The 22978-nt window shown below is 72.6% G+C and carries 13 protein-coding genes and 1 pseudogene; 3 read left to right on the top strand and 11 right to left on the bottom strand.

The window, feature by feature from the left end; translation table 11 throughout:
• Positions 1–13: 13 nt before the first annotated feature.
• The 5 genes and pseudogenes from CKY47_RS26925 to CKY47_RS26905 form a co-directional block, all read right to left on the bottom strand.
• Positions 14–640 (bottom strand): DUF8010 domain-containing protein, encoded by a 627-nt coding sequence (locus tag CKY47_RS26925; protein WP_306749039.1) that lies wholly within the window; start codon positions 638–640, stop codon positions 14–16.
• On the bottom strand, positions 633–1064 hold the full coding sequence (locus CKY47_RS26920; protein WP_306749037.1) for an acyl-CoA thioesterase: 432 nt from the start codon (positions 1062–1064) through the stop codon (positions 633–635). Before CKY47_RS26920 ends, CKY47_RS26925 begins: the two co-directional genes overlap by 8 nt.
• Positions 1065–1114: 50 nt before the next feature.
• Positions 1115–1603: pseudogene (locus tag CKY47_RS26915) on the bottom strand (DNA glycosylase AlkZ-like family protein); the annotation flags it as partial.
• Between the two features lie 144 nt (positions 1604–1747).
• Complete coding sequence (locus CKY47_RS26910; protein ID WP_306749035.1) at positions 1748–2743, bottom strand: LacI family DNA-binding transcriptional regulator; 996 nt, start codon at positions 2741–2743, stop codon at positions 1748–1750.
• Between the two features lie 11 nt (positions 2744–2754).
• A complete protein-coding gene (locus CKY47_RS26905; RefSeq protein ID WP_306749034.1) occupies positions 2755–4314 on the bottom strand; it encodes a glycoside hydrolase family 13 protein in 1560 nt (519 codons plus the stop codon).
• Positions 4315–4434: 120 nt separating this feature from the next.
• Between CKY47_RS26905 and CKY47_RS26900 the strand changes: the two genes are divergently transcribed.
• A complete protein-coding gene (locus CKY47_RS26900) occupies positions 4435–6105 on the top strand; it encodes a carbohydrate-binding module family 20 domain-containing protein (protein ID WP_306749033.1) in 1671 nt (556 codons plus the stop codon).
• A 137-nt stretch (positions 6106–6242) separates the two neighbouring features.
• Entirely contained in the window at positions 6243–7373 is a 1131-nt protein-coding gene (locus CKY47_RS26895; protein ID WP_306749032.1) for a hypothetical protein, read from the top strand.
• 67 nt (positions 7374–7440) lie between these two features.
• On the opposite strand, the gene CKY47_RS26890 is transcribed toward CKY47_RS26895, so the two are convergent.
• The 5 genes from CKY47_RS26890 to CKY47_RS26870 all read right to left on the bottom strand — a co-directional run bounded on the left by CKY47_RS26890 (position 7441) and on the right by CKY47_RS26870 (position 21160).
• The gene (locus tag CKY47_RS26890; protein WP_306749031.1) at positions 7441–12423 is read right to left on the bottom strand and encodes an NAD-glutamate dehydrogenase; all 4983 of its coding nucleotides are present in this window, start codon (positions 12421–12423) and stop codon (positions 7441–7443) included.
• A gap of 195 nt (positions 12424–12618) precedes the next feature.
• Positions 12619–16500, bottom strand: coding sequence for a hypothetical protein (locus CKY47_RS26885; RefSeq protein ID WP_306749030.1), 3882 nt, complete (start codon positions 16498–16500; stop codon positions 12619–12621).
• A gap of 16 nt (positions 16501–16516) precedes the next feature.
• Positions 16517–18193, bottom strand: a complete 1677-nt coding sequence (ettA, locus tag CKY47_RS26880; RefSeq protein ID WP_306749029.1) for an energy-dependent translational throttle protein EttA — start codon at positions 18191–18193, stop codon at positions 16517–16519.
• 317 nt (positions 18194–18510) lie between these two features.
• Positions 18511–19071 carry a single-stranded DNA-binding protein gene (locus CKY47_RS26875; protein WP_306749028.1) on the bottom strand — a complete coding sequence of 187 codons (561 nt, stop codon included), beginning with the start codon at positions 19069–19071 and terminating at the stop codon, positions 18511–18513.
• A gap of 133 nt (positions 19072–19204) precedes the next feature.
• Positions 19205–21160 (bottom strand): bifunctional copper resistance protein CopD/cytochrome c oxidase assembly protein, encoded by a 1956-nt coding sequence (locus tag CKY47_RS26870; protein ID WP_306749027.1) that lies wholly within the window; start codon positions 21158–21160, stop codon positions 19205–19207.
• 79 nt (positions 21161–21239) lie between these two features.
• Between CKY47_RS26870 and CKY47_RS26865 the strand changes: the two genes are divergently transcribed.
• Positions 21240–21821, top strand: a complete 582-nt coding sequence (locus CKY47_RS26865; RefSeq protein ID WP_306749026.1) for a DUF3558 family protein — start codon at positions 21240–21242, stop codon at positions 21819–21821.
• On the opposite strand, the gene CKY47_RS26860 is transcribed toward CKY47_RS26865, so the two are convergent.
• Complete coding sequence (locus tag CKY47_RS26860; RefSeq protein ID WP_306749025.1) at positions 21787–22974, bottom strand: MFS transporter; 1188 nt, start codon at positions 22972–22974, stop codon at positions 21787–21789. The two genes, CKY47_RS26865 and CKY47_RS26860, sit on opposite strands and share 35 nt — an antisense overlap.
• Positions 22975–22978: the final 4 nt, after the last annotated feature.

The following is a 22978-nucleotide window of genomic DNA, read 5'->3' as shown; positions in this document are numbered from 1 at the left end:
AACGTGAGTGGGATCAGACCAGCAGGGGGAGCATGGAGTGACGGCGGCGGACCACCGCGCCGAAGCGGGCGTCGATGCGCAGCCACGAGTCGGTGGCGGTGATCCGCACGTCGTCGCCGCCGAGGAAGCCCATGCCGGACAGCGCGAACAGGCACCGCATGGGCACCTTGACGTCCAGGCCGGAGCCGCTGACCGTGAGCACGGTCTGGTCGAGCAGCGACGCGGGCGGGTTGCCTCGCGGCCCGGCGTTCTCGCGCGCCACCGCCACGCCCTTCTCGGCGAGGTCGGACACCACGCTGCCGGGCAGCCGGTCCACGGCCAGCCAGCCGGTCGCGGGCGGCAGCGCGGAGCGCCACATCATGTCCCGGGCCGGACCGGGGTCGACGGTGGCGTCGCGCACCACGGCCAGGCCGGTGAGCAGGTCGGTCGCGGACACCGTCACGTCGGCGGGGGTCACCCGGCCGGCCACCGTGCGGGTGGCCAGCGCGTCGAACGGGGTCGCCACCCAGGCGTCCAGCAGGTCGCCGGACTCCCGGTTGCGCAGCCGCACCACGGACTGGGGGTCCAGGCGCACGGCGCGGGCGACGAACGCGCCGAGGTCGTCCCGCTCGGCGGGATCGGTGAAGACCAGTTCAGGCACCATTACCTCCGGCACGCCAGCCCGCGAGGAAGTCGCGCTCGGCTTCGAGGAGACGGCGGGGGCGCCCGGCCGTCAAGTTGTACGGGACCATCAGGGTCTCAGCGGTCGTGACGACGGCGCTGCCCTCCTGCTTGCCGTCCCGCACGCTGTAGTCGAGGGTGAACGAGGCGGCCTTCAGCTCCCGCACCGACATCTCCACCACGACCTCGTCACCGGTGAACACCAGCGGCGCGAGGTAGTCCACCACGAGCCTGGCCACCACCACGCCCCGCGCCATGTCCGGCACGCCGTGCCGGGCGGCCTCGGTGAACAGCAGGTCGATGCGGGCCTCCTCCAGCAGCGTCACCGTGTTGGCGTGGTTGACGTGGCCGTAGGCGTCCATGTCCGACCAGCGCGGGCGCACACCCGTGACGAACACACCCAACTTGAACGCGCCTCCCGGTGTCGATGCCTGGCAGGAACACTATCCAGGCGCTACCGCCGGGTTGAGGCGGCGTCCACGTCGAGGAAGCGGCCCAGGTCAGCGCCCTCCTCCGCGATGTCCGGGCGGTCGCCGAACGGGATCACCCCGACGCGCCCGCGCACCCGCCGCCACACGGCCACGACCCGGCCGTCGACCACGACGTGCGGGGTGAGGAACCCGCCGCCGGTCCGCACGAGCCGCGCGTGCGCCGGGTCGAGCACCGCGCAGCGGTCGCGGTAGCCGAGCAGGTAGGGGTCGAAGTGGCCGAGCAGCCGCACCGCGCCGGTGGGCGCGGCCGGTTCGCCGACCACCTCGGGCAGGTCCCCGGCCATCCTCTTGGGCAGGCCGCTCCACGCGGCGAAGTCGTCCGGCACGCGGGGCCGTACGCGCGGCGGTAGCGCCGCCACAGCTCGCGCACGCCGTCGTCCGCGCGGCGCGGCTCGCGGTCGGCGCGCAGCAGCCGGTGGGTGTCGTCCAGGTCCCGCCGGAGCACGCCGGAGTGCGCGGCGAACGCGAGCGGGTGCGCGGGGGCCTGCGACGCCGGGTCGAGCGGGATGCCGACCTCCGCCAGGCGGGCGGCGGGGGCGGGCCGGTCGAGCGGGTCGGCGAGAGCCGCTGCGCCCTCATCCGGGCGGCGGGGACGTTCACCGGCCGCGGGCCGCGCCCGTGGAGCCGCGCACCACCAGCTCGGGCTGGAACACGAACTCGGCGTGCGGCGCGGGCGTGCCGCCGATCTCCTCCAGCAGCGCGTGCACGGCGGCCTGCCCCATCGCCTCGACCGGTTGGCGGATCGTGGTGAGCGGCGGGTCGGCGAACACGATCAGCGGCGAGTCGTCGAACCCGACCACGGACACGTCGCGGGGCACGGACAGGCCCCGGTGGCGGGCCGCGCGGATCGCGCCGAACGCCATCAGGTCGCTGCCGCACACGATCGCCGTGCACCCCCGGTCGAGCAGCGCGCCGGTCGCCGCCTGGCCGCCCTCGACCGTGAACAGGGAGTGCTCCACGAGGTCGGAGGCGTGCGGGCGGACGAGCGTGAAGCCCTCCACCATGCGCTGCGCGGGCACGAACCGCGGCGGGCCGACGGCGAGCCCGACCTTCTCGTGCCCGAGTTCCACCAAGTGGGACACGGCGAGTCGCACGGCGGTCCGGTAGTCGACCGACACGAACGGCGCGGACACCTGGTCGGTGAACCCGTTGATCATCACGAACGGCACGCCGCGCCCGGCCAGCTTCACGTACCGGTCCATGTCGGCCGTGGTGTCGGCGTGCAGGCCCGCGACGAACACGATGCCGGTGACGCCCCGGTCGACCAGCATCTCGGTCAACTGGTCCTCCGTGGACCCACCGGGCGTCTGCGTGCAGAGCACCGGCGTGTAGCCGTCGCGCGTCAACACCTGTTCGATGACCTGCGCGAACGCCGGGAAGATCGGGTTGTTCAACTCGGGGGTGATCAACCCGATCAACCCGGCGCTGCGCTGGCGGAGCCTGGGCGGGCGCTCGTAGCCGAGGACGTCCATCGCGGCGACCACGGCCTGCCGGGTGGCGGAGGAGACCCCCGGCTTGCCGTTGACCACCCGGCTCACGGTCGCCTCGCTCACGCCCGCCTGGTTCGCGATGTCACTGAGGCGCGCTGTCACACCCCGTGACTCTACGGGCGCGTGAGCCACACGGTCGTGTCCGGCGGCACGAGGAGGTCCGCGCCTTCGGTCGCGACACCCGCGGAGGACAGCAGCACCTCGCCGTCGGCGGGCAGCCGCACGGTCCCCGCACCGGTGTTGACCACGCAGGTGAAACCGTTGCGGCGGAACGACAGCACGTCCGCCGGCGCGTCCAGCCACTCCACTTCGGAGCCCGCGCCGAGGTCCGGGTGCGCCCGCCGCGCCGCCAGCGCCGACCGGTACAGCTCCAGCACCGAATTCGGGTCGCCGGTCTGGGCCGCCACGCTCAGCCGCCCCCAGTCCGCGGGCTGCGGCAGCCACGGGTCGCCGTCGCCGAAGCCCAGCGACGGGCCGTCGGACGTCCACGGGATGGGAACGCGGCAGCCGTCACGGCCCCGGTCGGTGTGCCCGGACCGCTCCCACACCGGGTCCTGGAGGACCTCCTCGGGCAGGTCCGGAACCTCCGGCAGGCCCAGTTCCTCGCCCTGGTAGACGTACGCGCTGCCGGGCAGCGCGAGCATCAGCAGCGCGGCGGCCCGCGCCCGCGCCACGCTCCCGTACCGGGTGACGTGCCGTCGCACGTCGTGGTTGGACAGCACCCAGGTCGTCGGCGCGGCCACCGGCGCCATCGCGGCCAGCGAGTCGTCGATGACCTCGCGCAGGTCGGCGGCGGCCCAGTCGGCGGTCAGGTAGTGGAAGTTGAACGCCTGGTGCAGCTCGTCGGACCGCAGGTAGCGGGCCGTGCGCTCGGGGGTGGGCGTCCACGCCTCGGCCACGCCGATCCGCTGACCGGGGTAGGAGTCGAGCACCTTGCGCCAGTCGCGGTAGATCTCGTGCACGCCGTCCTGGTCGAAGAACGGCAGCGCCTCGGTGCCCAGCAGCGTGAGGTGGTTCGGGGTGCCGACGTCGGGCAGGCCGTCGGCCTTGACCATCCCGTGCGCGACGTCGATGCGGAACCCGTCCACGCCGAGGTCGAGCCAGAACCGCAGCACGTCGAGGAACTCGTCGCGCACCTCCGCCTGGTCCCAGTTCAGGTCGGGCTGCTCGGGCGCGAACAGGTGCAGGTACCACTGGCCGTCCGGGACCCTGGTCCACGCGGGGCCGCCGAACACCGATTCCCAGTCGTTCGGCGGGGTCGCGCCGCCCTCGCCGAGGCCGTCGCGGAAGTGGTAGCGGGCGCGCTCGGGCGAGCCGGGGCCTGCCCGCAACGCCTCCTGGAACCACTCGTGCCGGTCGGAGGTGTGGTTGGGGACGAGGTCCACGATGACCCGGATGCCCAGGTCGTGCGCGTCGGCGATGAGCGCGCGGGCGTCGTCGAGGGTGCCGAACGAGGGGTCGACGTCGCGGTAGTCCGCCACGTCGTAGCCGCCGTCGGCCATCGGGGAGGCGTAGAACGGGGTGATCCACACCGCGTCCACGCCGAGGTCGGCGAGGTGGGGCAGCCGGGAGCGGATGCCGGGCAGGTCGCCGACGCCGTCGCCGTTCGAGTCGGCGAAGCTGCGCACGTACACCTGGTAGATGACGGCCTCGCGCCACCAGTCCTGAGCCATGGGGAGTCCTTCCGGATCGGTTCGGCTTCGGCCGGAGGGCAATGAAATACTTTGCAAGTGTTTTCAGCAAGTCTGGCAGCTGGTATGACCTAGAGCACACCCTGCCATCGAGGAGACACCGTGGTTTCCGCATCCCGGCGAGCACTGCTCGCGATAACCGTGCTCGCGCTGAGCCTCCTGTCGGCTCCGCAAAGTTTTGCAACCCCGCCCGGCCCGAAGGACGTCACCGCCACCCTGTTCCAGTGGCCGTTCTCCCGGGTCGCCACCGAGTGCACGAACGTCCTGGGCCCCAAGGGCTACGGGTTCGTCGAGGTCTCCCCCGCCACCGAGCACGTCCAGGGCCCGCAGTGGTGGACCTCCTACCAGCCGGTCAGCTACCGCATCGCCGGTCGCCTCGGCGACGAGGCCGCGTTCCGGAACATGATCAACACCTGCCACGCGGCCGGCGTGAAGGTCATCGCGGACGCGGTGGTCAACCACATGGCGGGCATCTCCGGCGGCACCGGCACCGGCGGCTCGTCGTTCACCAAGTACAACTACCCCGGCTACTACGCCGACCAGGACTTCCACTCCTGCCGCACGAACATCACCGACTACCGCAACCGCGACAACGTGCAGAACTGCGAGCTGGTCAGCCTGTCCGACCTGAACACGGGCAGCGACCACGTGCGCGGCAGGATCGCCGAGTACCTGAACCGGCTGATCGCGATGGGCGTCGACGGGTTCCGCATCGACGCGGCCAAGCACATCGCGGCGGCCGACCTGTCGGCGATCAAGTCGAGGTTGAGCAACCCGAACGTGTTCTGGGTGCACGAGGTCATCTACGGCGCGGGCGAGGCCGTGCAGCCGGGCGAGTACACCGGGTCGGGCGACGTGGACGAGTTCCGCTACGCCTACGACATCAAGCGGATCTTCGCCAACGAGAACCTGGCGTACCTGAGCACGTTCGGCCAGTCCTGGGGGTTCCTGCCCGGCAACCGGGCGCGGTCGTTCGTCGACAACTGGGACACCGAGCGCAACGGCTCCACCCTGACCTACAAGGACGGGTCGACCTACACGCTGGCCAACGTCTTCATGCTGGCCTGGCCCTACGGCGCCCCGAATGTGTACTCCGGCTACGAGTTCTCCGACCACGACGCGGGCCCGCCCGGCGGCTCGGAGTGCTACACCGGCGGCTGGAAGTGCCAGCACCGGTGGACGCAGATCGCGAACATGGTGCCGTTCCGCAACACCGTGGCCGGCACGGCGGTGGTGAACTGGTGGGACAACGGCGGTGACGCCATCGCGTTCGGGCGCGGGAACAAGGGCTTCGTCGCGATCAACCGGGAGGGCTCGTCGCTGACCCGGACGTTCCAGACGTCCCTGCCCGCCGGCACCTACTGCAACGTGCAGCGGGAGGGCTGCGCCGGTGTGGTGGTCGGCTCGAACGGCCAGTTCACCGCCACCCTGGGCGCGGGCGAGGCACTGGCGATCCACGTCGGTTCGACCGGCGGCACCACGCCCCCGCCGACCGGCGCGTCGTCGTTCGCGGTGAACGCGACGACCGTGACCGGGCAGAACGTCTTCGTGGTCGGCGACCACCCGTCCCTGGGCTCGTGGAACCCGGCCGACGCGGTGGCGCTGTCCCCGGCGACCTACCCGACGTGGCGGGCGTCGGTGTCGCTGCCGAGCGGCACGGCGTTCCAGTACAAGTACGTCCGCAAGGACGCGTCGGGGAACGTCACGTGGGAGTCGGGCGGCAACCGCACGGCGACCGCGCCGGCCGCGCTCGACGACACCTGGCGCAACTAGCGCGCCCGCCGGGGCGGGGACGCGCCCGGCGCCCCCGCCCCGGCCACGTCCCCTTCCGCATGATCCGTCGGCTTCGCTGGTGCCCGGTGCCGCGGTGCGCCACGATCCCGGGACTCGACCAGGACGAAGGGAACCGGATGCGGGCACTCATCAACTCGGCGGTGGTCGCCGTGATCGCGCTGACCGCCGTCGTGACCGGCGGCTCAGCGAGCGCCGACAGCGGGCCGGTGCGCGGCGCGGGCTACGTGTGGGCGGACAACCCCACGGCCGCGTCCTACGCACCCCACCCGACCTACCAGATGAACAGCACCGGCTTGACCGCCGCCAACACGATCACCCGATCGGGATTAGGCGTCTACGCGGTGCGCTTCCCCGGCCTCGGGGTGGTCGGGGGCGTCGCCCACGCCACGGCGTACGGCCCCGGCACGCACCGGTGCAAGGTGGGGAACTGGTTCGTGTCGGGCGACGACCAGGTCGTCACCGTCCGCTGCTCCACCCACGCCGGCACGCCGGTCGACAGCCGGTTCACCGCGAACTTCACCAACGTCACGCAGTGGCGCGGCCTGGAGTACGGGCAGACCTACCCGGGCGCCTACCTGTTCGCGGGCAACCCGACCAGCCCGTCGTACACGCCCACCCCGACGTACCAGTACAACTCGGTCGGCGAGTCCAACACCGTCCTCCGCACGGGCGTCGGCACCTACGAGGTCCTGGTGCCGGGCATCGGCCACCTCGTGCGGGGCGGGCACGCCCAGGTGACGGCCTACGGGTCGGGCGGCGAGCGGTGCGCGGTCTTCAGCTTCGGCTGGACCACACCGGGGAGCGTCATCTCGATCTCCGTCCGGTGCCACTCGGTGGCCGGCACGCCGGTCGACAGCCGGTTCGCGCTGACCTTCACCGACCGCACCAACACCCTCGGGCTCAGCGGGTGCTGCAACACCGACGGGCACCGGTCCGGCTACGCCCTCGCGCACCGGCCCACCGAGGCGTCGTACCCGCCCGCCGCGTCCTACCTGCACGAGGTCCCGGCGGGCGGCGCGACGGCCACCCGACTGGGCACGGGCGCCTACTCCCTGCGCTTCACCCACGCCGACCTCGCCACCGGCAACGTCCACGCGGCGGCGTCCGGCGGTTGGGACGGCCAGTTCTGCAAGGTGGACCACTGGAGCGGGACCAGCGGGATCAACGTCCGCTGCTTCGACGCCGCGGGCACGCCCGCGGACATGCCGTACGACCTGAACTACACCGGGCCGTGGCTGCTGGGCTGACACCGACCGACGACGGGGGCGCCGCGGGGAGGTCCCGCGGCGCCCCCGTCGTCAGCGGGTCGCGTCGTCAGCGGATCATGCTGCGGACCTGCCTCGCGGCCACCGACAGCGTCGCCAGGTCGAGCTTGCTGACCCGGTTGATCTCCTCCAGCGCGGCGCGCGCGCGGCTCAGGCGGGACGCGTTCGCCTGCTCCCACTCGGCGATCTTCTGCACCGGGCCGTCACCCGGGTCGCCCGACCGCAGCACGTCGATCGTGATCGACCGCAGCGACGAGTAGAAGTCGTCCCGCAGCGCCAGCCGCGCCAGCGCGTGCCAGCGGTTGATGCGCTCCAGGCCGGACACCGAGCTGAGCATCTTGTCCACGTCGAGGTGGTCCGACAGCGCGAAGTACAGCTCGGCCGTCTCCTCGTGCGTCCGCTCGGCCCCGGCGGTCCGCCCCTCCTCGCGCTCGTCGCGCTCGGCCAGCTCCGCCACCTCGGTCACGTCGAGCAGGCCGTAGGTGAACAGCAGCGAGGCGACCCGGCGGGCCAGGTCCTCGGGCACGCCGTGCGACACCAGCCGTTCGACCTGCCCGAGCAGCGACTCCCGCTCGTTGCCCTGGAGCATGTCCGGCACGCGCGGCGCCAGCGCGGCCACCACCGGCTGGAAGCGGGCGATCGTGGAGCCCACCGGCAACGGCTGCGGGCGGTTGGTGAGCAGCCACCGCGACGCCCGGTCCAGCAGGCGGCGCGTCTCCAGCACCATGTCGTCCTGGACGTGCGTGGCGATCACGTTGTCCAGGGCGTGGATCTCCCGCCACAGCGACGGCAGGTCGAAGATCGACGTCACCACGGCGTAGGCGCGCACCGCGTCCGTCGCCGACGCGCTGATCTCCTCGGCCAACCGGTAGGCGTAGGACACGCCACCGCCGTCGACGACCTCGTTGACGAGCACCGTCGTGATGATCTCGCGGGACAGCGGGTGCCCGGCGACGGCGTCGCCGAACCGCTCGCGCAGCTCGCTCGGGAAGTAGGCGGGCAGCTTGCGGGCCAGCACGTCCACCGTGGGCAGGTCGCCGGCCAGCACCTCCTCCTTCAGCGCCAGCTTCACGTGCGCGAGCAGCGTGGCCAGCTCCGGCGAGGTCAGGCCCTGGCCCGCCTTCTCCAGCGCCTTGAACTCCGCCGCGCTGGGCAGCGCTTCCAGCGCGCGGTCCAGCACGCCCCGCTGCTCCAGGTCCGCGACGAGCCGCGCGTGCACCGGCAGCATCGGCGCGGCGTGCGCCCGGGACACCCCCAGCACGAAGTTCTGCGAGTAGTTGTCGGCCAGCACCAGCTCGCCGACCTCGTCGGTCATCTGGCCCAGCAGCTCGTTGCGCTGCCCGTTGTCGAGCCTGCCGTCGCGCACCAGCTCGTCGAGCAGGATCTTGATGTTGACCTCGTGGTCGGAGCAGTCCACGCCCGCCGAGTTGTCCAGGGCGTCGGTGTTGACCTTGCCGCCCTGCCCGTCACGTCCACCGGAACGGGCGAACTCGATGCGGCCGCGCTGGGTCAGGCCCAGGTTGCCGCCCTCGCCGACGACCCTCACCCGCAGGTCGGCGCCGTTGACGCGGATCGCGTCGTTGGCCTTGTCGCCGACCTCGGCGTGCGACTCGACGCCCGCCTTCACGTAGGTGCCGATGCCGCCGTTCCACAGCAGGTCGACCGGGGCCACCAGGATCGCCCTCATCAGCTCCTGCGGCGACAGCTTCGTCACCTCCTCGGGCAGTCCCAGGGCGACGCGGGCCTGCTCGCTGACCGGGATCGACTTCGCGGTGCGCGGCCACACGCCGCCGCCCGCGCTGATCAGCGAGCGGTCGTAGTCGTCCCACGACGAGCGCGGCAGCTCGAACAGCCGCTTGCGCTCGGCGTAGGACGTCGCGGCGACCGGGTCCGGGTCGATGAACACGTGCCGGTGGTCGAACGCCGCGACGAGCCGGATGTGCTCGGACAGCAGCATGCCGTTGCCGAACACGTCACCGGACATGTCGCCGACGCCGACGACGGTGAAGTCCTCGGACTGGGTGTCGAGGTCCAGCTCGCGGAAGTGCCGCTTCACGCTCTCCCACGCGCCCCGGGCGGTGATGCCCATGGCCTTGTGGTCGTAGCCGACCGAGCCGCCGGAGGCGAACGCGTCGCCCAGCCAGAAGCCGTAGGACGCCGACACCTCGTTCGCGATGTCGGAGAACTGCGCCGTGCCCTTGTCGGCGGCGACCACCAGGTAGGTGTCGTCGCCGTCGTGCCGGACGACCTGCGGCGCCGGGACGACGGTGCCGGAGTTCAGGTTGTCGGTCAGGTCCAGCAGGCCGGAGATGAACATGCGGTAGCACGCGATGCCCTCGGCCAGGAACGCCTCGCGGTCCAGGCCCTGGTCGCCCGTCCCGGCGGGCGGGCGCTTCACGACGAAGCCGCCCTTCGCGCCGACCGGCACGATCACCGCGTTCTTCACCGCCTGCGCCTTGACCAGGCCCAGGATCTCGGTGCGGAAGTCCTCGCGCCGGTCGGACCAGCGCAGGCCGCCGCGGGCCACCGGCCCGAACCGCAGGTGCACGCCCTCGACGCGCGGCGAGTACACGAAGATCTCGAAGCGGGGACGCGGCTGCGGCAGGTCCGGGATGGCCCGCGGGTCCAGCTTCACCGCCAGGTAGGCGCGGGGGTTGCCACCGGCGTCGCGCACGAAGTAGTTCGTGCGCAGCGTCGCCTGCACCAGGGTCAGCAGGCTGCGCAGGATGCGGTCGGCGTCCAGGCTGGTCACGTCGTCGATGAGCGCCGTGATCCCGGACGCCAGGTGCTCGGTGCGGCTGTCGCGCTGCTCCTCGGTCAGGCCCGGGTCGAACCGGGCCTCGAACAGCTCCACCACGGCCTTGGCGACGTCGGTGTGCGCGAGGACGGCGTCCTCGATGTAGTCCTGGCTGTACGGGGTGCCCGCCTGGCGCAGGTACTTGGCGTAGGCGCGCAGCATCGCGGCCTGCTGCCAGGTGATGCCGGCCTTCAGCACGAGGGTGTTGAAGCCGTCCACCTCGGCCTCGCCGCGCCACGCCGCCGCGAACGCCTCCTGGAACCGCGTCTGCACCGACTCCAGGTCGTCGCCGGACAGCTTGTCCAGCACGCCCTGGTCGATGCGCAGGCCGAAGTCGTAGATCCAGCACTCGGCGCCGTCCTCGCGGACCAGCTGGTAGGGGCGTTCGTCGACCACGACCACGCCCATGCGCTGGAGCATCGGCAGCACGTCGGACAGCGTGATCCGGGCGCCGACCAGGAACAGCTTGAACCGCCGCTCACCGGCCTCGGCGGCGCGCGGCACGTAGAACACCATGTCCAGGTCGCCCGGCTTGAGCGCCTCGATGCGCCGGAAGTCCGCCAGGCCCTCGGTCGCGGTGAAGTCCTCCTTGTAGGCCTCCGGGAAGGCCGCGGCGAACCGCTGGCCCTGCTCCGACGACGACTCGGCGCCCAGCCCCTGCCCCTGGTCGTCCAGCACGGCCTCGACCATGCGGTCGTCCCAGGACCGCACGGCCTCGGCCAGCAACTGCTGGATGTACCCGGTGTCGGGCTCGACCAGGCTCTTGGGGTCGGTGTGCACGGTGAAGTGCACGCGCGCCAGCGCCGACTCGCCGACGCGGGCGCTGTACTCCAGGTTCAGGCCGCCGAGCTGGTCGATCAGCACTTCCTGCATGGCCAGGCGCGACGTCGTGGTGTAGCGGTCGCGCGGCAGGTAGACCAGGCAGGAGTAGAAGCGGCCGTACGGGTCGCGGCGCAGGAAGAGGCGCAGCCTGCGGCGCTCGGCGAGCGCGATGACGCCCGTGACGGTCTGGTAGAGCGTGTCCGTGTCGACCGAGAACAGCTCGGTGCGCGGGTAGTTCTGGATCACCTCCAGCATCCGCTGCCCCGAGTAGGAGTGCAGCGGGAAGCCGGCGCGGTGGATGACGTCGCGGACCCGGCGCTCGATGGCCGGGATGTCCAGCACGTCCTCGTGCAGGGCGGTGGTGGAGAAGACGCCGAGGAACCGGTGCTCGCCGGTCACGGCGCCGTTCTCGTCGAAGGTCTTCACACCGACGTAGTACGGGTAGACCGAGCGGTGGACGCTCGACTGGGCGCTGGCCTGGGTGAGGACCAGCAGCTCGGGCGACAGCGCCTGCGCGCCCGCGTCGGGGCCGGCGGTGAGGCTGCGCGCCGCGAGGCTGTCCTGCCGGAGCACGCCCAGCCCGCTGGCCAGGACCGCGCGCAGGGCGGGTTCGCCGTCCGTGGCCGGGTCGTCGTGGAGCAGCTCGTACCGGCGGTAGCCGAGGAACGTGAAGTGCTCGTCGGCCAGCCAGCGCAGCAGGTTCGCGCCGTCGGACACCTCGTGCTTCGGCAGCGGCGGCGGGTCGGCCTCCAGCTGGTCGGCCAGCTGGAGCGCCGTGCCGGCCATCTTGTCGGTGTCCTCGACGACCTCGCGCACGTCGTTGAGCACGGTGTGCAGCCTGGTCTCCAGCTCGCGCGCCCGGTCCGGGTCGGTGAGCCGGTCGACCTCGACGCACATCCACGACTCGGCGATCGCGTCGGCGGGCGGCTTGGCCGGGTCCGCCGTCGGCAGGACCTCCAGCAGGGCGCCCGTGACCAGGTCGCGGCGCACCACCACGATGGGGTGCACGACCCGCTGCACCTGCACGCCGCCGCGGGTCAGCTCGGAGGCCACCGAGTCGACCAGGTACGGCATGTCGTCGGTGACGACCTGCACGACCGTGGCGGGGCACGCCCACCCGTCGTGCGCGCGCGTCGGGTTGATGATCCGCACCACGGGGCGCCCGGGCACGCGGGCCTCGGCGAGCTGGTAGTTCGAGCGCACCGCGCCCACCAGGTCCACCGGGTCGTCGTCGATGACCTCCTCGGCCGGGACGTGCCGGTAGTACAGGCGGATCAGGTCGGTGAGCTCGGGGGCGTTGGCTGCGGCCCGTTCGATCAATTCGTCACGGGCCTGTTCAGGACTGGCCGTGCGGGCCACGGCGCCGTTGCCGGTGGCGTGCTCGGATCGGGACGGGACTCCAGTCGAGGTCATGTTCAGGCGACTCCACGCTATCCGGTACCTCTGTGTACCGGGTCCGCGCACCACTTAACCAGACGCGCGCGAACCCGTTACCCGCAACCCTCGCACTGAATCGAACCACTTGCGCGAAAGTGAGAATTTTACCGCAGCCCGGTGCATTTCCCACTTTGTTACCCGCGGGAAACCTTATTAGAACCTCAAATCATTTCAAGATTCGGGAAGCGTCCAGGTGTCGAACCGGGGTGCGTCCAGGCGGCGGATGGGTGCGGTCGTCTCGTTGTCCGGGACGGGCTCGACCCCGGGCGGTGCGATCGGCGGAGGTCCGACCGGCGGCCGTTCGGCCTGCGGCGGCTCGACCGGGAGGGGTTGGGGCTCCGGGGACCGGACCGGCGCGGTGTCCTCGTCCATCTCGTCATCCGGGAACCCGTCGCCCTCGCGCCGCGCGTCCTCGTAGGCCACCAGCGCCTCGGCCAGCAACTCCGCGAGGGTCAGGTCGCCCTTGGGGCGGCGGGCGGCGCGGGCGGCCCGGGTGGCACTGGGCGATTCGAGCACGGGCGGCTGGACCACGGCGGGCAGGTCGATCGTGCGACCGCCGACCACGACGGACGTGACGAACGGCTGCTCCGGCCCCTCGTCCTCCACGTCGGCCGCGCCCAGGAACCCGGAGGGCGACGGCTTCGGGGGCACGGGCTCCGGGACCGGCACCGGCGGCACCTGGTCGGGTTCGGGCACCGGTGGCACCTGACTCGGCTCGGGCACGGACGGCGGCGTGACGGGCTCCGGCGCGGGCGGCGTGACGGGCTCCGGCTCCCGTAGCGGCTCCGGGTCCGGCTCGGACCTCGGCTCCAGGTCCGACTCCGGCTCGCGCACCGGCTCTGGCTCCGACTGTGGCACCGGCACCGGCACCGGCACCGGCTGCGGCTGATGGTGTCCGAGGTCGACGGATCGGTCGGATTCCAGGACCGCATCCGCCCCCACCGGCCCGCCAGGCGTTGCGGAGGGCGCAACCCCGTCACGCTCGACCGCGCCGAGCCACGAATTCTGCGGCGCGGCGGAGTGAGTTCCACCACTCGTCAGGAATGTTCCGGTAACCGGTTCGTGACTGCTCGGGACCGGTGTCACCGAGACGTCATCCCGACGCGGGTCGACGCCGAGCGGCGGCATTGGGAACGCGTCCACGGCGGACGCCGGGAAATCCGGCGGGTCGGGTACCCGTGCCGTGGGGATGAGCGGCCCCTTCGCAAATGCGGCACCGAGTCCGACAGGCGGGACATCATCCCGGATGGCGGGCTGCACCATCGTCGGAGAGCCGAACATGTCGACGTCCCCGACCGGCGGGTCGAGGACCGGTTCGTCCACGACGGGCTCGTCTGCGACGGGCTCGTCGGCAACCGACTCATCGGCGGCGGGCTCGTCAACGGCGGGCTCGTCAACAGCAGGCTCGTCGGCGGCAGGCCCGTCCGCGCGCAGCCGGGCGGGGGCCTCGACCTTCCACTTCACCGTCTCGCCCTCGGAGGTCCCGACCGCCCGCACCGCCTCGGGAGTTCCCGGTGCCCCAGGAGTTCCCGGCGCCTCAGGCGCTTCGACCTGTGCTGCTTCAACCTGCGCGGCCTCGATTTCGGCGGCTTCGACTTCGGGAGCCCGACGCCGCCCACCGGCACGCTGCGGGTCGAGCAGCCCGGCGGCCTTGAGGTTGTCGAGCACGTTCGACTCCCCGGCGTCCCGCTCGGCCTCCTCCTCGGAAGCCTCCCGAGCACGCCGCCGCCCGCTGCGCATGGCGCCGGCGGCAGCGATCAACCCGGCAGCGGGAACGCTCCGCCCCCCTTCCCCGTCCTCGCCCGCCGCACCAGGAGGGCCGGCCTCGACGACCGGCTCGGAGGTCGGCGAGGGCTCAGCCGGGATGCGTGGGATCAACGCGGTCTTCTCGACCACGGATTCCGGTTCGACGCGCGGACGGCTCTCGGCGCTCGACATCGCGGACGGGTCGAGGCTGACGGGCACGTCCGGCGCGGGCGGGAAGACGGGCGGCGCGGGGAAGGCAGCCGAGGCCGGCGGAACGGGCGGGGTGGGGAACACCGGCAGGGGCATGCCGGGCAGAGGACCCGGAAGCCGATCGCCGGGAGGAGTGGTGGGGCCTTGTGCCAAGCCGCCTGGAGGAATGGGGGGTTGGGAGAGGGCGGTTGGTGCGATGGGCTTGGCCTGGCCGCTTCTGGCGTGCTCGGGACGGCCTTGCGTCGGCTGCTGCGGGGGTGGGTCGGGTGCCCGGCGTCGTCCGCCCGGCTGTTCGGCCTGCGGTGCGTTGCCGAACTGCGGCGGGTTGCCGGGCGGACGGCTCGCGAACTGCTGCCCGAAGGGCGGCTGGCTCGTGGGTGGCTGGCTCGCGGGTGGCTGCTCGGCCGAGGCCTGCGCGGCAGGGATCGGCCCAGCAGGAGTCGGCGCGCCCCCAGTCGGCGCGGCGGGTGGGAACGCGCCGGTCCGGGCTGCAACGGTCTGAGGCGTGTCGATCCGGAGCGCGGCAGCCTGATGTGCGTTGGCCTGATGTGCGTTGGCCTGGAGCGCTGCCGGCGAGCCGCCGGTGCCCGAGGTGCCGCTGCCTGGAGCGTCGGTGCCTGGAGCGTGGGCAACTGAGGCATCGGCGCCCGGAGCGCCGCCGACCGGAGCCTCGGCGGCCTGGGTTCCGGCGGTCTGGGTTCCCCTGGCCTGGGCGTCGGCGGCCGGGGCGCTGGTGCTCGGGGTGTGGTCGGGCTCGTCCGTGCCGAAGGGCTGGACCAGGCGCCAGCGGTCGGCGGCGTGGGCCCTCGCCGCCGAGATGCCGTCCACCGTCATGTCCTCGGCGGCCCGGCGGGAGCGCTTCACGCGCATGCCCTCGTTGCGGTGCACCTGGACCGGGCGCCACTGGCGCAGCTGCTGCCTGGCCTCCGGGGTCAGGTTCGCGTCCGCGGGTGCCGCGGGCGGTGCGGTGGTGGCGGTGCTGCCCGCGTCGAGGAGGGCGATCAGGTCGTCGTGCAGTCCGCCGGCCGGGTGGCGGTGGACACCCGAGAACTCCGCGGCGAGCCTGGCCCGCACGGCGTAGACGGCTCGGGCGCGCCTGCGTTCGGCGGCGTGCGCGGACCGCAGGTCGGTCAGGGCGTCGGTCAGGTTGCCGGCGACCTCGTGGACGTGGGCCAGCGCCAGGAGGCTCTCCGCCAGCAGGGTGTCGAGCTGGTGGCGCTCGGCGCTGTCGGCCACGTCGCGCAGCAGGTCGCGGGCCAGGGCGACCCGGCCGGCGGGCAGGTGGACGCGGGTCGCGAGCGCCAGCCTCAGCCAACCCGCGGCGGTGGCCGACGGGGCGCGCACGGGGCGTTCCAGCAGCGGGGTGCCGACCTCGGACGCCTCGCCCGGCTTGCCCGAGTCGAGCAGGGCGCAGACCAGCTCGACGCTGAGCCTGCCGCTCACCTGGCCGTTGTCGGACTCGGGGTCCTGGAGACCCGCCAGGAAGGACAGGCCCTCCCGGCACGCCTCGACAGCCGCCGCCAGGTCGCCCCAGCGGCGGTGACGGCCCGCCGCGACGGCCCGGAGCAGGCCGCGGTGCAGCAAAGTCGTGTCGTGGTCGAGCACCGGGTCGGCCTGGTAGAGGCGGTCCGCCTCGTCCAGCGCCCGACCCAGCGCCGGTCCCCTGCCGACCGAGACCAGGCACTCGGCGGCCTGCACCAGCGCACCGGCGCGCAGACCCGCCGGAACGCCGTCCGCCTCCAGGACCGGCCGCACGGCCGCGAAGCCGGTCAGCGGCGCGCCGACCGACCTGGCGCTGTCCGCCAGTTCGACCCGCAGCCGCCAGGCCGTCTCGTGCTGGGCCGCGGCCTCGGCCGCCTTCAGGGCGTCGAGCGCCCGGTCGGCGGTCTTCACGCCGCGGCCCATGCGGTTGCTCGCGAAGACCACGAGGGCCTCCGCGCGCAACCTGTCGACCTCGTCGCGCCGGGTGGAGGCGAGGGCGACGGCGCGTTCGCCCAGCACCAGAGCGAGCTCCGGTGCCCGCCAACGCAGCCGCCAGGCGGGCACGACCAGCGTGCTCACCTCGACGTCCGCCTGCGCCTCGCCCCTCGCCGCCACGTGTCGTACCCGGCCCTCAGTCCCTTGTGAGCTTGCGGTAGGTCACGCGGTGCGGACGAGCCGCGTCCGCACCGAGTCGCTCGATCTTGTTCTTCTCGTACCCCTCGAAGTTGCCCTCGAACCAGTACCAGCTCGCCGGGTTCTCGTCCGTGCCCTCCCACGCGAGGATGTGCGTGGCGACGCGGTCGAGGAACCACCGGTCGTGCGAGATGACCACGGCGCAGCCGGGGAACTGCTCCAGGGCGTTCTCCAGCGACCCGAGGGTCTCGACGTCCAGGTCGTTCGTCGGCTCGTCCAGCAGGATCAGGTTGCCGCCCTCCTTGAGGGTCAGCGCCAGGTTCAGCCGGTTGCGCTCGCCACCGGAGAGCACGCCCGCCGGCTTCTGCTGGTCGGGGCCCTTGAAGCCGAACGCGCTGACGTACGCCCGCGACGGCATCTCGACGCTGCCGACGTGGATGTAGTCGAGACCGTCGGAGACGACCTCCCACACGTTCTTCTTCGGGTCCAGCCCGCCGCGGTTCTGGTCGACGTAGGAGAGCTTGACCGTCTCGCCGATCCTGACCTCGCCCGCGTCGGCCTTCTCCAGCCCGACGATGGTCTTGAACAGCGTCGTCTTGCCCACGCCGTTCGGACCGATCACGCCGACGATGCCGTTGCGGGGCAGGCTGAACGACAGGCCGTCGATCAGCACCCGGTCGCCGAAGCCCTTCTTGAGGTTGTTGACCTCGACCACGACGCTGCCCAGACGCGGGCCCGGCGGGATCTGGATCTCCTCGAAGTCGAGCTTGCGGGTCTTCTCCGCCTCCGCGGCCATCTCCTCGTAGCGGCCGAGGCGGGCCTTGGACTTGGCCTGGCGGGCCTTGGCGCCCGACCGGACCCAGTCCAGCTCGTCCTTCAGCCGCTTCTGGAGCTTCTGGTCCTTCTTGCCCTGGACCGCCAGGCGCTCGGCCTTCTTCTCCAGGTACGTGGAGTAGTTGCCCTCGTAGACGTGGGCCCGACCGCGTTCGAGCTCCAGGATCCACTGGGACAGGTTGTCGAGGAAGTACCGGTCGTGGGTGACCGCCAGGACGGCGCCCTGGTACTGCGCGAGGTGCTGCTCCAGCCACAGGACGCTCTCCGCGTCCAGGTGGTTGGTGGGCTCGTCGAGCAGCAGCAGGTCGGGCTTGCTGAGCAGCAGCTTGCACAGCGCCACCCGGCGGCGCTCACCACCGGACAGCACCTTGACGTCGGCGTCGGGCGGCGGGCAGCGGAGGGCGTCCATCGCCTGCTCCAGCTGGGAGTCGAGGTCCCACGCGTCGGCGTGCTCCAGCTCCTCCTGGAGCTGCCCCATCTCCTCCATCAGCTCGTCGGAGTAGTCGACGGCCATCTTCTCGGCGATCTCGTTGTAGCGGTCGAGCTTCACCTTGATCTCGCCCAGGCCCTCCTGGACGTTGCCCAGGACGGTCTTGTCCTCGTTGAGCGCCGGCTCCTGCTGGAGGATGCCCACCGAGTAGCCCGGCGACAGGTAGGCCTCGCCGTTGCCCGGGGTGTCCAGGCCGGCCATGATCTTCAGCACGCTCGACTTGCCGGCGCCGTTCGGGCCGACCAAGCCGATCTTCGCACCGGGGTAGAACATGATCGTGACGTCATCAAGGATGACCTTGTCCCCGTGCGCCTTGCGCACCTTCTTCATGGTGTAGATGAACTCGGCCATGCCCGCGATCGTAGAGCGGTGCCGATCGGGCCCTAACCTCGGACGCCGGCAACGACGCGGGGACAACGCAGAGTTAACGCGAACGTGGGTCACCCACACCTGTCACACGGCCCTTCAGCCGCTCAGGCGCGACCCTGCGACCAGCACGTCCGGTCGGATGCGCGAACTCGTAGCGGTGTCAACCCCCGATGCCTGCGCGCGGGTCACGCCCCTGGCGCCGACCCACGACCTCCCTCCTCCACGCTCGCAACGGCGACGACTGCCCGGGCATTCTCCGCCGCGATCGGGTCTTGGGAAGGTTTCGTGGCCCGATTGGTTCAGAGCGGCGCTTCGGCCACCTCCTTCGGACGTGCGGTGTCGTCCGCCCGCACCAGCGCCGGCTCGCCCTCCCGGACCGCCGCCGCCCCGCCCGACCTGCGCGCCTTCGGCAGGGCGGGTGCCTCGGCGGCCACGGGCGCGGGTTCCGGCCGCTCCGGCTCCGGCGCGGCCCGTGCCCCGACGACTCCGGGTGTCCGTCGCGGGCGCGTGGTGATCGACGTGCACAGGGCGAGGTTGGGGCCGACCGAGGTGGCCTCGATGTCGAGGACCTGCCGCGGCTTGCCCTCCCACTCCACCTCCTTGATCGTCATCCGGCCGCTGACCACCACCGGATCACCCTTGTCCAGGGAGGCGTGCACGTTGTCGGCCAGCGCCCGCCAGCACGTGACCGACAGGAACATCTGGTCGCCGTCGACCCAGGCCCGCTGCTCGCCGTCCCAGCGGCGCTCGGCGGTGAACAGCCGGAAGCTCGCCCTGCTGTAGCCGGTGCGGGCCTTGCTGTGGGCGATGCCGCTCGCCACGTTGCCGCAGACCGTGACGCGGGATTCGTTGTAGGCCATGTCTCCTCCTCCGAAGTGGTCGGACGAGACCAGGTTGCCGCTGGTGGAGGCGGTGCGACAGGGCGAGTCGGCGAACTGTGGACAACTCGGCGGCCTGTGGACAACTCGGCGGAGGAGCGGCCCGCGGGCCGCTCTAGTCGTTCTTCCCGGACATCTTGCGCAGCATCGCGTTGTACGCGGCGAGGTCCGCGTCACCGTCCGCGTCCGCCCGCCGGTCCGACCGACGGGCCTCGCGGCCGTCCGACCGGGCCCACTGCACGAGCAGCGCCACCATCACCACGACCAGCGGCACCTCGCCCGCCGCCCACGCGATGCCGCCGCCCAGCCGCTGGTCCTCCAGCAGCGACGGCACCCACGGCAGGGCCAGCGAGCGGTAGAAGTCCTCGCCGATCACCGTCTGCGAGCTCATCAGCACGATGCCGAAGAACGCGTGGAACGGCATCGAGGCGAACAGCAGCCCCAGCCGGCCCAGCGGCGGCAGCCTGTTCGGCGACGGGTCGATGCCGATCACCGGCCAGTAGAAGACGTAGCCGACCAGGATGAAGTGGGCGTTCATCGCCAGGTGCGCCCAGTGGTAGTCCAGGGCCGCGTCGAACAGGCCCGAGAAGTACAGGCCGTAGAAGGAGCCCACGAACAGCGCCAGCGCCACGAACGGGTTGGTCAGCAGCTTCGCCACCGGCGAGTGCGTCAACGCCAGCAGCCACTCGCGCGGCCCCGGCGGGTTGCCCCTCCCCGCGGTCGGCAGCGCGCGCAGCGCCAGCGTCACCGGACCGCCCAGCACCAGCAGGATCGGCGCCAGCATGGACAGCAGCATGTGCGCTTCCATGTGCACGCTGAACATGGCGGGCGCGTACCGGCCCAGGCCCGACGACGTGGCGAACACCACGGTCAGGCAGCCCGCGACCCACGCCACCGTGCGGCCGACCGGCCACGCGTCGCCCCGCTTGCGCAGCCGCAGCACGCCCAGCACGTAGACCGCGGCCAGCGCCAGGAAGACCGTGCCGAAGACCAGGTCGAACCGCCAGTCGAACAGCGTGCGGGCCAGCGTGGGCGAGCCGGACAGGTCGTAGCCGATCTTCAGCTCCACCGAGCTGGGCAGGGCCCTCCCCTCCACCGGCGGGGGCGTGCGGCTCAACGCCGACGCCAGGCCGAGCGTGAGGAACATCAGCAGTACCTCGATGCCGGCGAGCCGCAGCAGCGACCGCCCGGAGCCCGTGGCGACGACCTCCTTCACGCCCCTCTCGCGCTGGAAGTACCCGACGACGCCGAGCACCACCAGCGCCACCGTCTTGCCCAGCACCAGCAGCCCGTAGTCGCTGCCGAACAGCTGGTCCAGCGGCAGCCGCACGTAGGCGTTGACCACGCCGGAGACGGCCATCACGATCCAGCACACGAGGGCGAGCTTCGAGAACCGCGACGTGGCCAGGCCCAGGTGGTCGCCGCCGCGACGGCCGTGCGCGAGCAGCGCGATCAGGCCGCCGACCCACAGCGCCGCCGCGACCAGGTGGTACAGCAGGCTGTTCGTGGCCACGTCGTGCGAGCCGCCGCCCGACGAGTGCCCCGTCACCGCGACCGGCACCAGGGCGAACACCGACAGGAAGAACAGCGCCGAGGTCCAGCCCCAGGACAGCACCAGGCGGCAGCCGAGCGCGAGCAGCGCGACCAGGACGGCGGTGATCATCCACGCCTTCGCCTGCTCCACCAGGCCCGCGACCCGGAACAGCACGGACGGCTCCAGCAGCACCGACACGGGCTGGCCCAGCGCGTCGGCCACCGTGTACGGCACCGACGCCACCGCGCCCGCCGTCCACGCCAGCGCCGCCCAGCCGGCCGTGCGCAGGGCCGCGTACCCGTCGGCGGCGAGCGTCCCGCTGCCCTGCGGCGGCACGAGGAACGCCGCGAGCAGCAGCGACCCGATCGTCACGACGGCGGCCGACTCGGTCAGCACGCGCACGACGATCAGCCCCGGCCGGTCGTCGCCGGTGACCGCCAGCAGTCCCGCCGCGATCAGCGCGGCGATCGTCGCGCCGACGGCCAGCAGGGGGACCAGGCCGGTGCGCTGGGTTCTGGTGGGCGCTTCAGTGGGCACGACACGAGCCTAGGCGGCCCGGGTGGCGCTCGACCAACCGCCGGACGTGCGCAGATCACACCCGCTACCGTTGCCCGACGTGACCAGCTCCCGCTCGGCACCCGCGTTGGCCCTCGCCCTGATCGTGACGGCCGGGTGCAGCTACACCGTCAACGGCGACGCGCTGCCGCAGGTCGACGCCACGACGTCGACGGCGGGCACCACGACGCCGGCGGGCGGGGGCGGCGCGCCGAGGATCGCCCGGCCGCGCACTGTCGTCGGGGTCGAGCCGTGCTCGCTGCTCAGCGCCGACGACCTCAAGGCCATCGGGCCGCTCAGGAAGGAGCCGGCGCGCAAGGACGACGTGATCCAGGAGTCGTGCCAGTACGTCCTGGACGACGGCACGCCCGCCGGCCGCACGGTCGTCGCCGCGCTCTACCAGAAGTACGAGCAGGTGCGGCAGCGGCAGGAGCGGGGGCACGAGGTCGTCGTCGAGGGGCACTCCACCTGGGTGTACTGCGACCTGAGCGGCCAGGAGATGACGTGCACGGCGACGTTGGCGGTGAACGCCAACCGCAGCATCCTGGTGGCGATGGCCCAGCCCGGCGGGGTCGACGAGCAGATGATCGCCACCATGCAACCGCTGCTCAGGGCAGGGTTGAACCGGCTCCCGAACGCGTGAACTCGCGGTCGCGGGACCGGCGCGCGAGCCACACCACCGGGACGATCAGCGCGATCACGACCGACACGAACCCCAGCGACACCGACAGGCTGCTCGCGTGCGCGATGCCGCCGACGAGCGGCGGACCGGCCAGGAAACCGGTGTAGGCGACCGTCGTCACCAGGCCGATCTCCCGCTCGCCGCCGGTGCCGTCGGCGCGCTTGCCCGCGTCGCCCGCGAGGTCCATGACCACGGGGAACGCGAAGGCGAGGCCCAGGCCCGCGAGCCCGAACCCGACGAAGCCGGCCGCGGCCACCGGCACCAGCACGGTCAGCGCGAACCCGGCCGACGCCACGACCGCGCCCGCCGCGAGCAGCCGGTGCGGCCCGAGGCGGCGCTGCGCCGGCTCGCCGAGCAGGCGGGCGGCGGCCATGGCGACCGAGAAGCCCGCGTACCCCGCCGCCGCGGCGGCCTCGTCCAGCCCGCGCTCGGTGACGAAGAACAGGGCCGACCAGTCCGACGCCGCGCCCTCGGCGATCGCCGAGCACAGCGTCACGCCGGCCAGCAGCCACAGCAGCGGGCGCGTGAGCACGGGCCGGTCGCCCGCCGGCCGCGCGGTCGCCTCGCCGGTCGCGCCGGGAACGGCCCTGACCACCCAGGCCACCACGACCGCGCCGACGACGGCGGCCGTGAGCAGGTGGCGGGTGAGGCCCCAGCCGGCGCTCGCGGCGGCGGCCGCGCCCAGCGACCCGACCAGACCGCCGACGCTGAACCCCGCGTGGAACTGGGGCATCAGCGGCCGGTCCAGGGCGCGGGTGACGGCGACCGCGGCGACGTTCATGCCGACGTCGAGCATCGCGTTGCACGAGCCGAGCACGAACAGGACCAGCCCCAGGTGCAGCGGTGACGCGGCCAGCGTGAGGGAGGGCACGGCGAACACGGTCACCACCGCGCCGACGACGACCAGGTTCCGCGCGCCGACCCGGGCGCAGGCGCGCGCGGCGAACGGCGCGGTCAGCGCCAGGCCGAGGCTCGCGCCGAGCAGGGCGAGGCCGAGCGTGGCCTCGGTGGCGCCGACCTGCGCGGCGAGGGCGGGCATGCGGGCCGCCCAGGACAGGAACAGCGCCCCGTTGAACAGGAACACCGCGAAGACGGCGAGGCGTGGCGTGGGCATGCGG

This window comes from Saccharothrix longispora (assembly GCF_030852425.1).
Taxonomy (GTDB): domain Bacteria; phylum Actinomycetota; class Actinomycetes; order Mycobacteriales; family Pseudonocardiaceae; genus Actinosynnema; species Actinosynnema longispora.
This window is presented reverse-complemented; position numbering and strand designations above follow the sequence as displayed.

Excerpts from the sequence above, each read along its gene's own strand:
- CKY47_RS26905 (WP_306749034.1), bottom strand. The coding sequence starts at position 4,314 with ATGGCTCAGGACTGGTGGCGCGAGGCCGTCATCTACCAGGTGTACGTG.
- CKY47_RS26895 (WP_306749032.1), top strand. The coding sequence starts at position 6,243 with ATGCGGGCACTCATCAACTCGGCGGTGGTCGCCGTGATCGCGCTGACC.
- CKY47_RS26890 (WP_306749031.1), bottom strand. The coding sequence starts at position 12,423 with ATGACCTCGACTGGAGTCCCGTCCCGATCCGAGCACGCCACCGGCAAC.
- ettA (WP_306749029.1), bottom strand. The coding sequence starts at position 18,193 with ATGGCCGAGTTCATCTACACCATGAAGAAGGTGCGCAAGGCGCACGGG.
- CKY47_RS26875 (WP_306749028.1), bottom strand. The coding sequence starts at position 19,071 with ATGGCCTACAACGAATCCCGCGTCACGGTCTGCGGCAACGTGGCGAGC.
- CKY47_RS26860 (WP_306749025.1), bottom strand. The coding sequence starts at position 22,974 with ATGCCCACGCCACGCCTCGCCGTCTTCGCGGTGTTCCTGTTCAACGGG.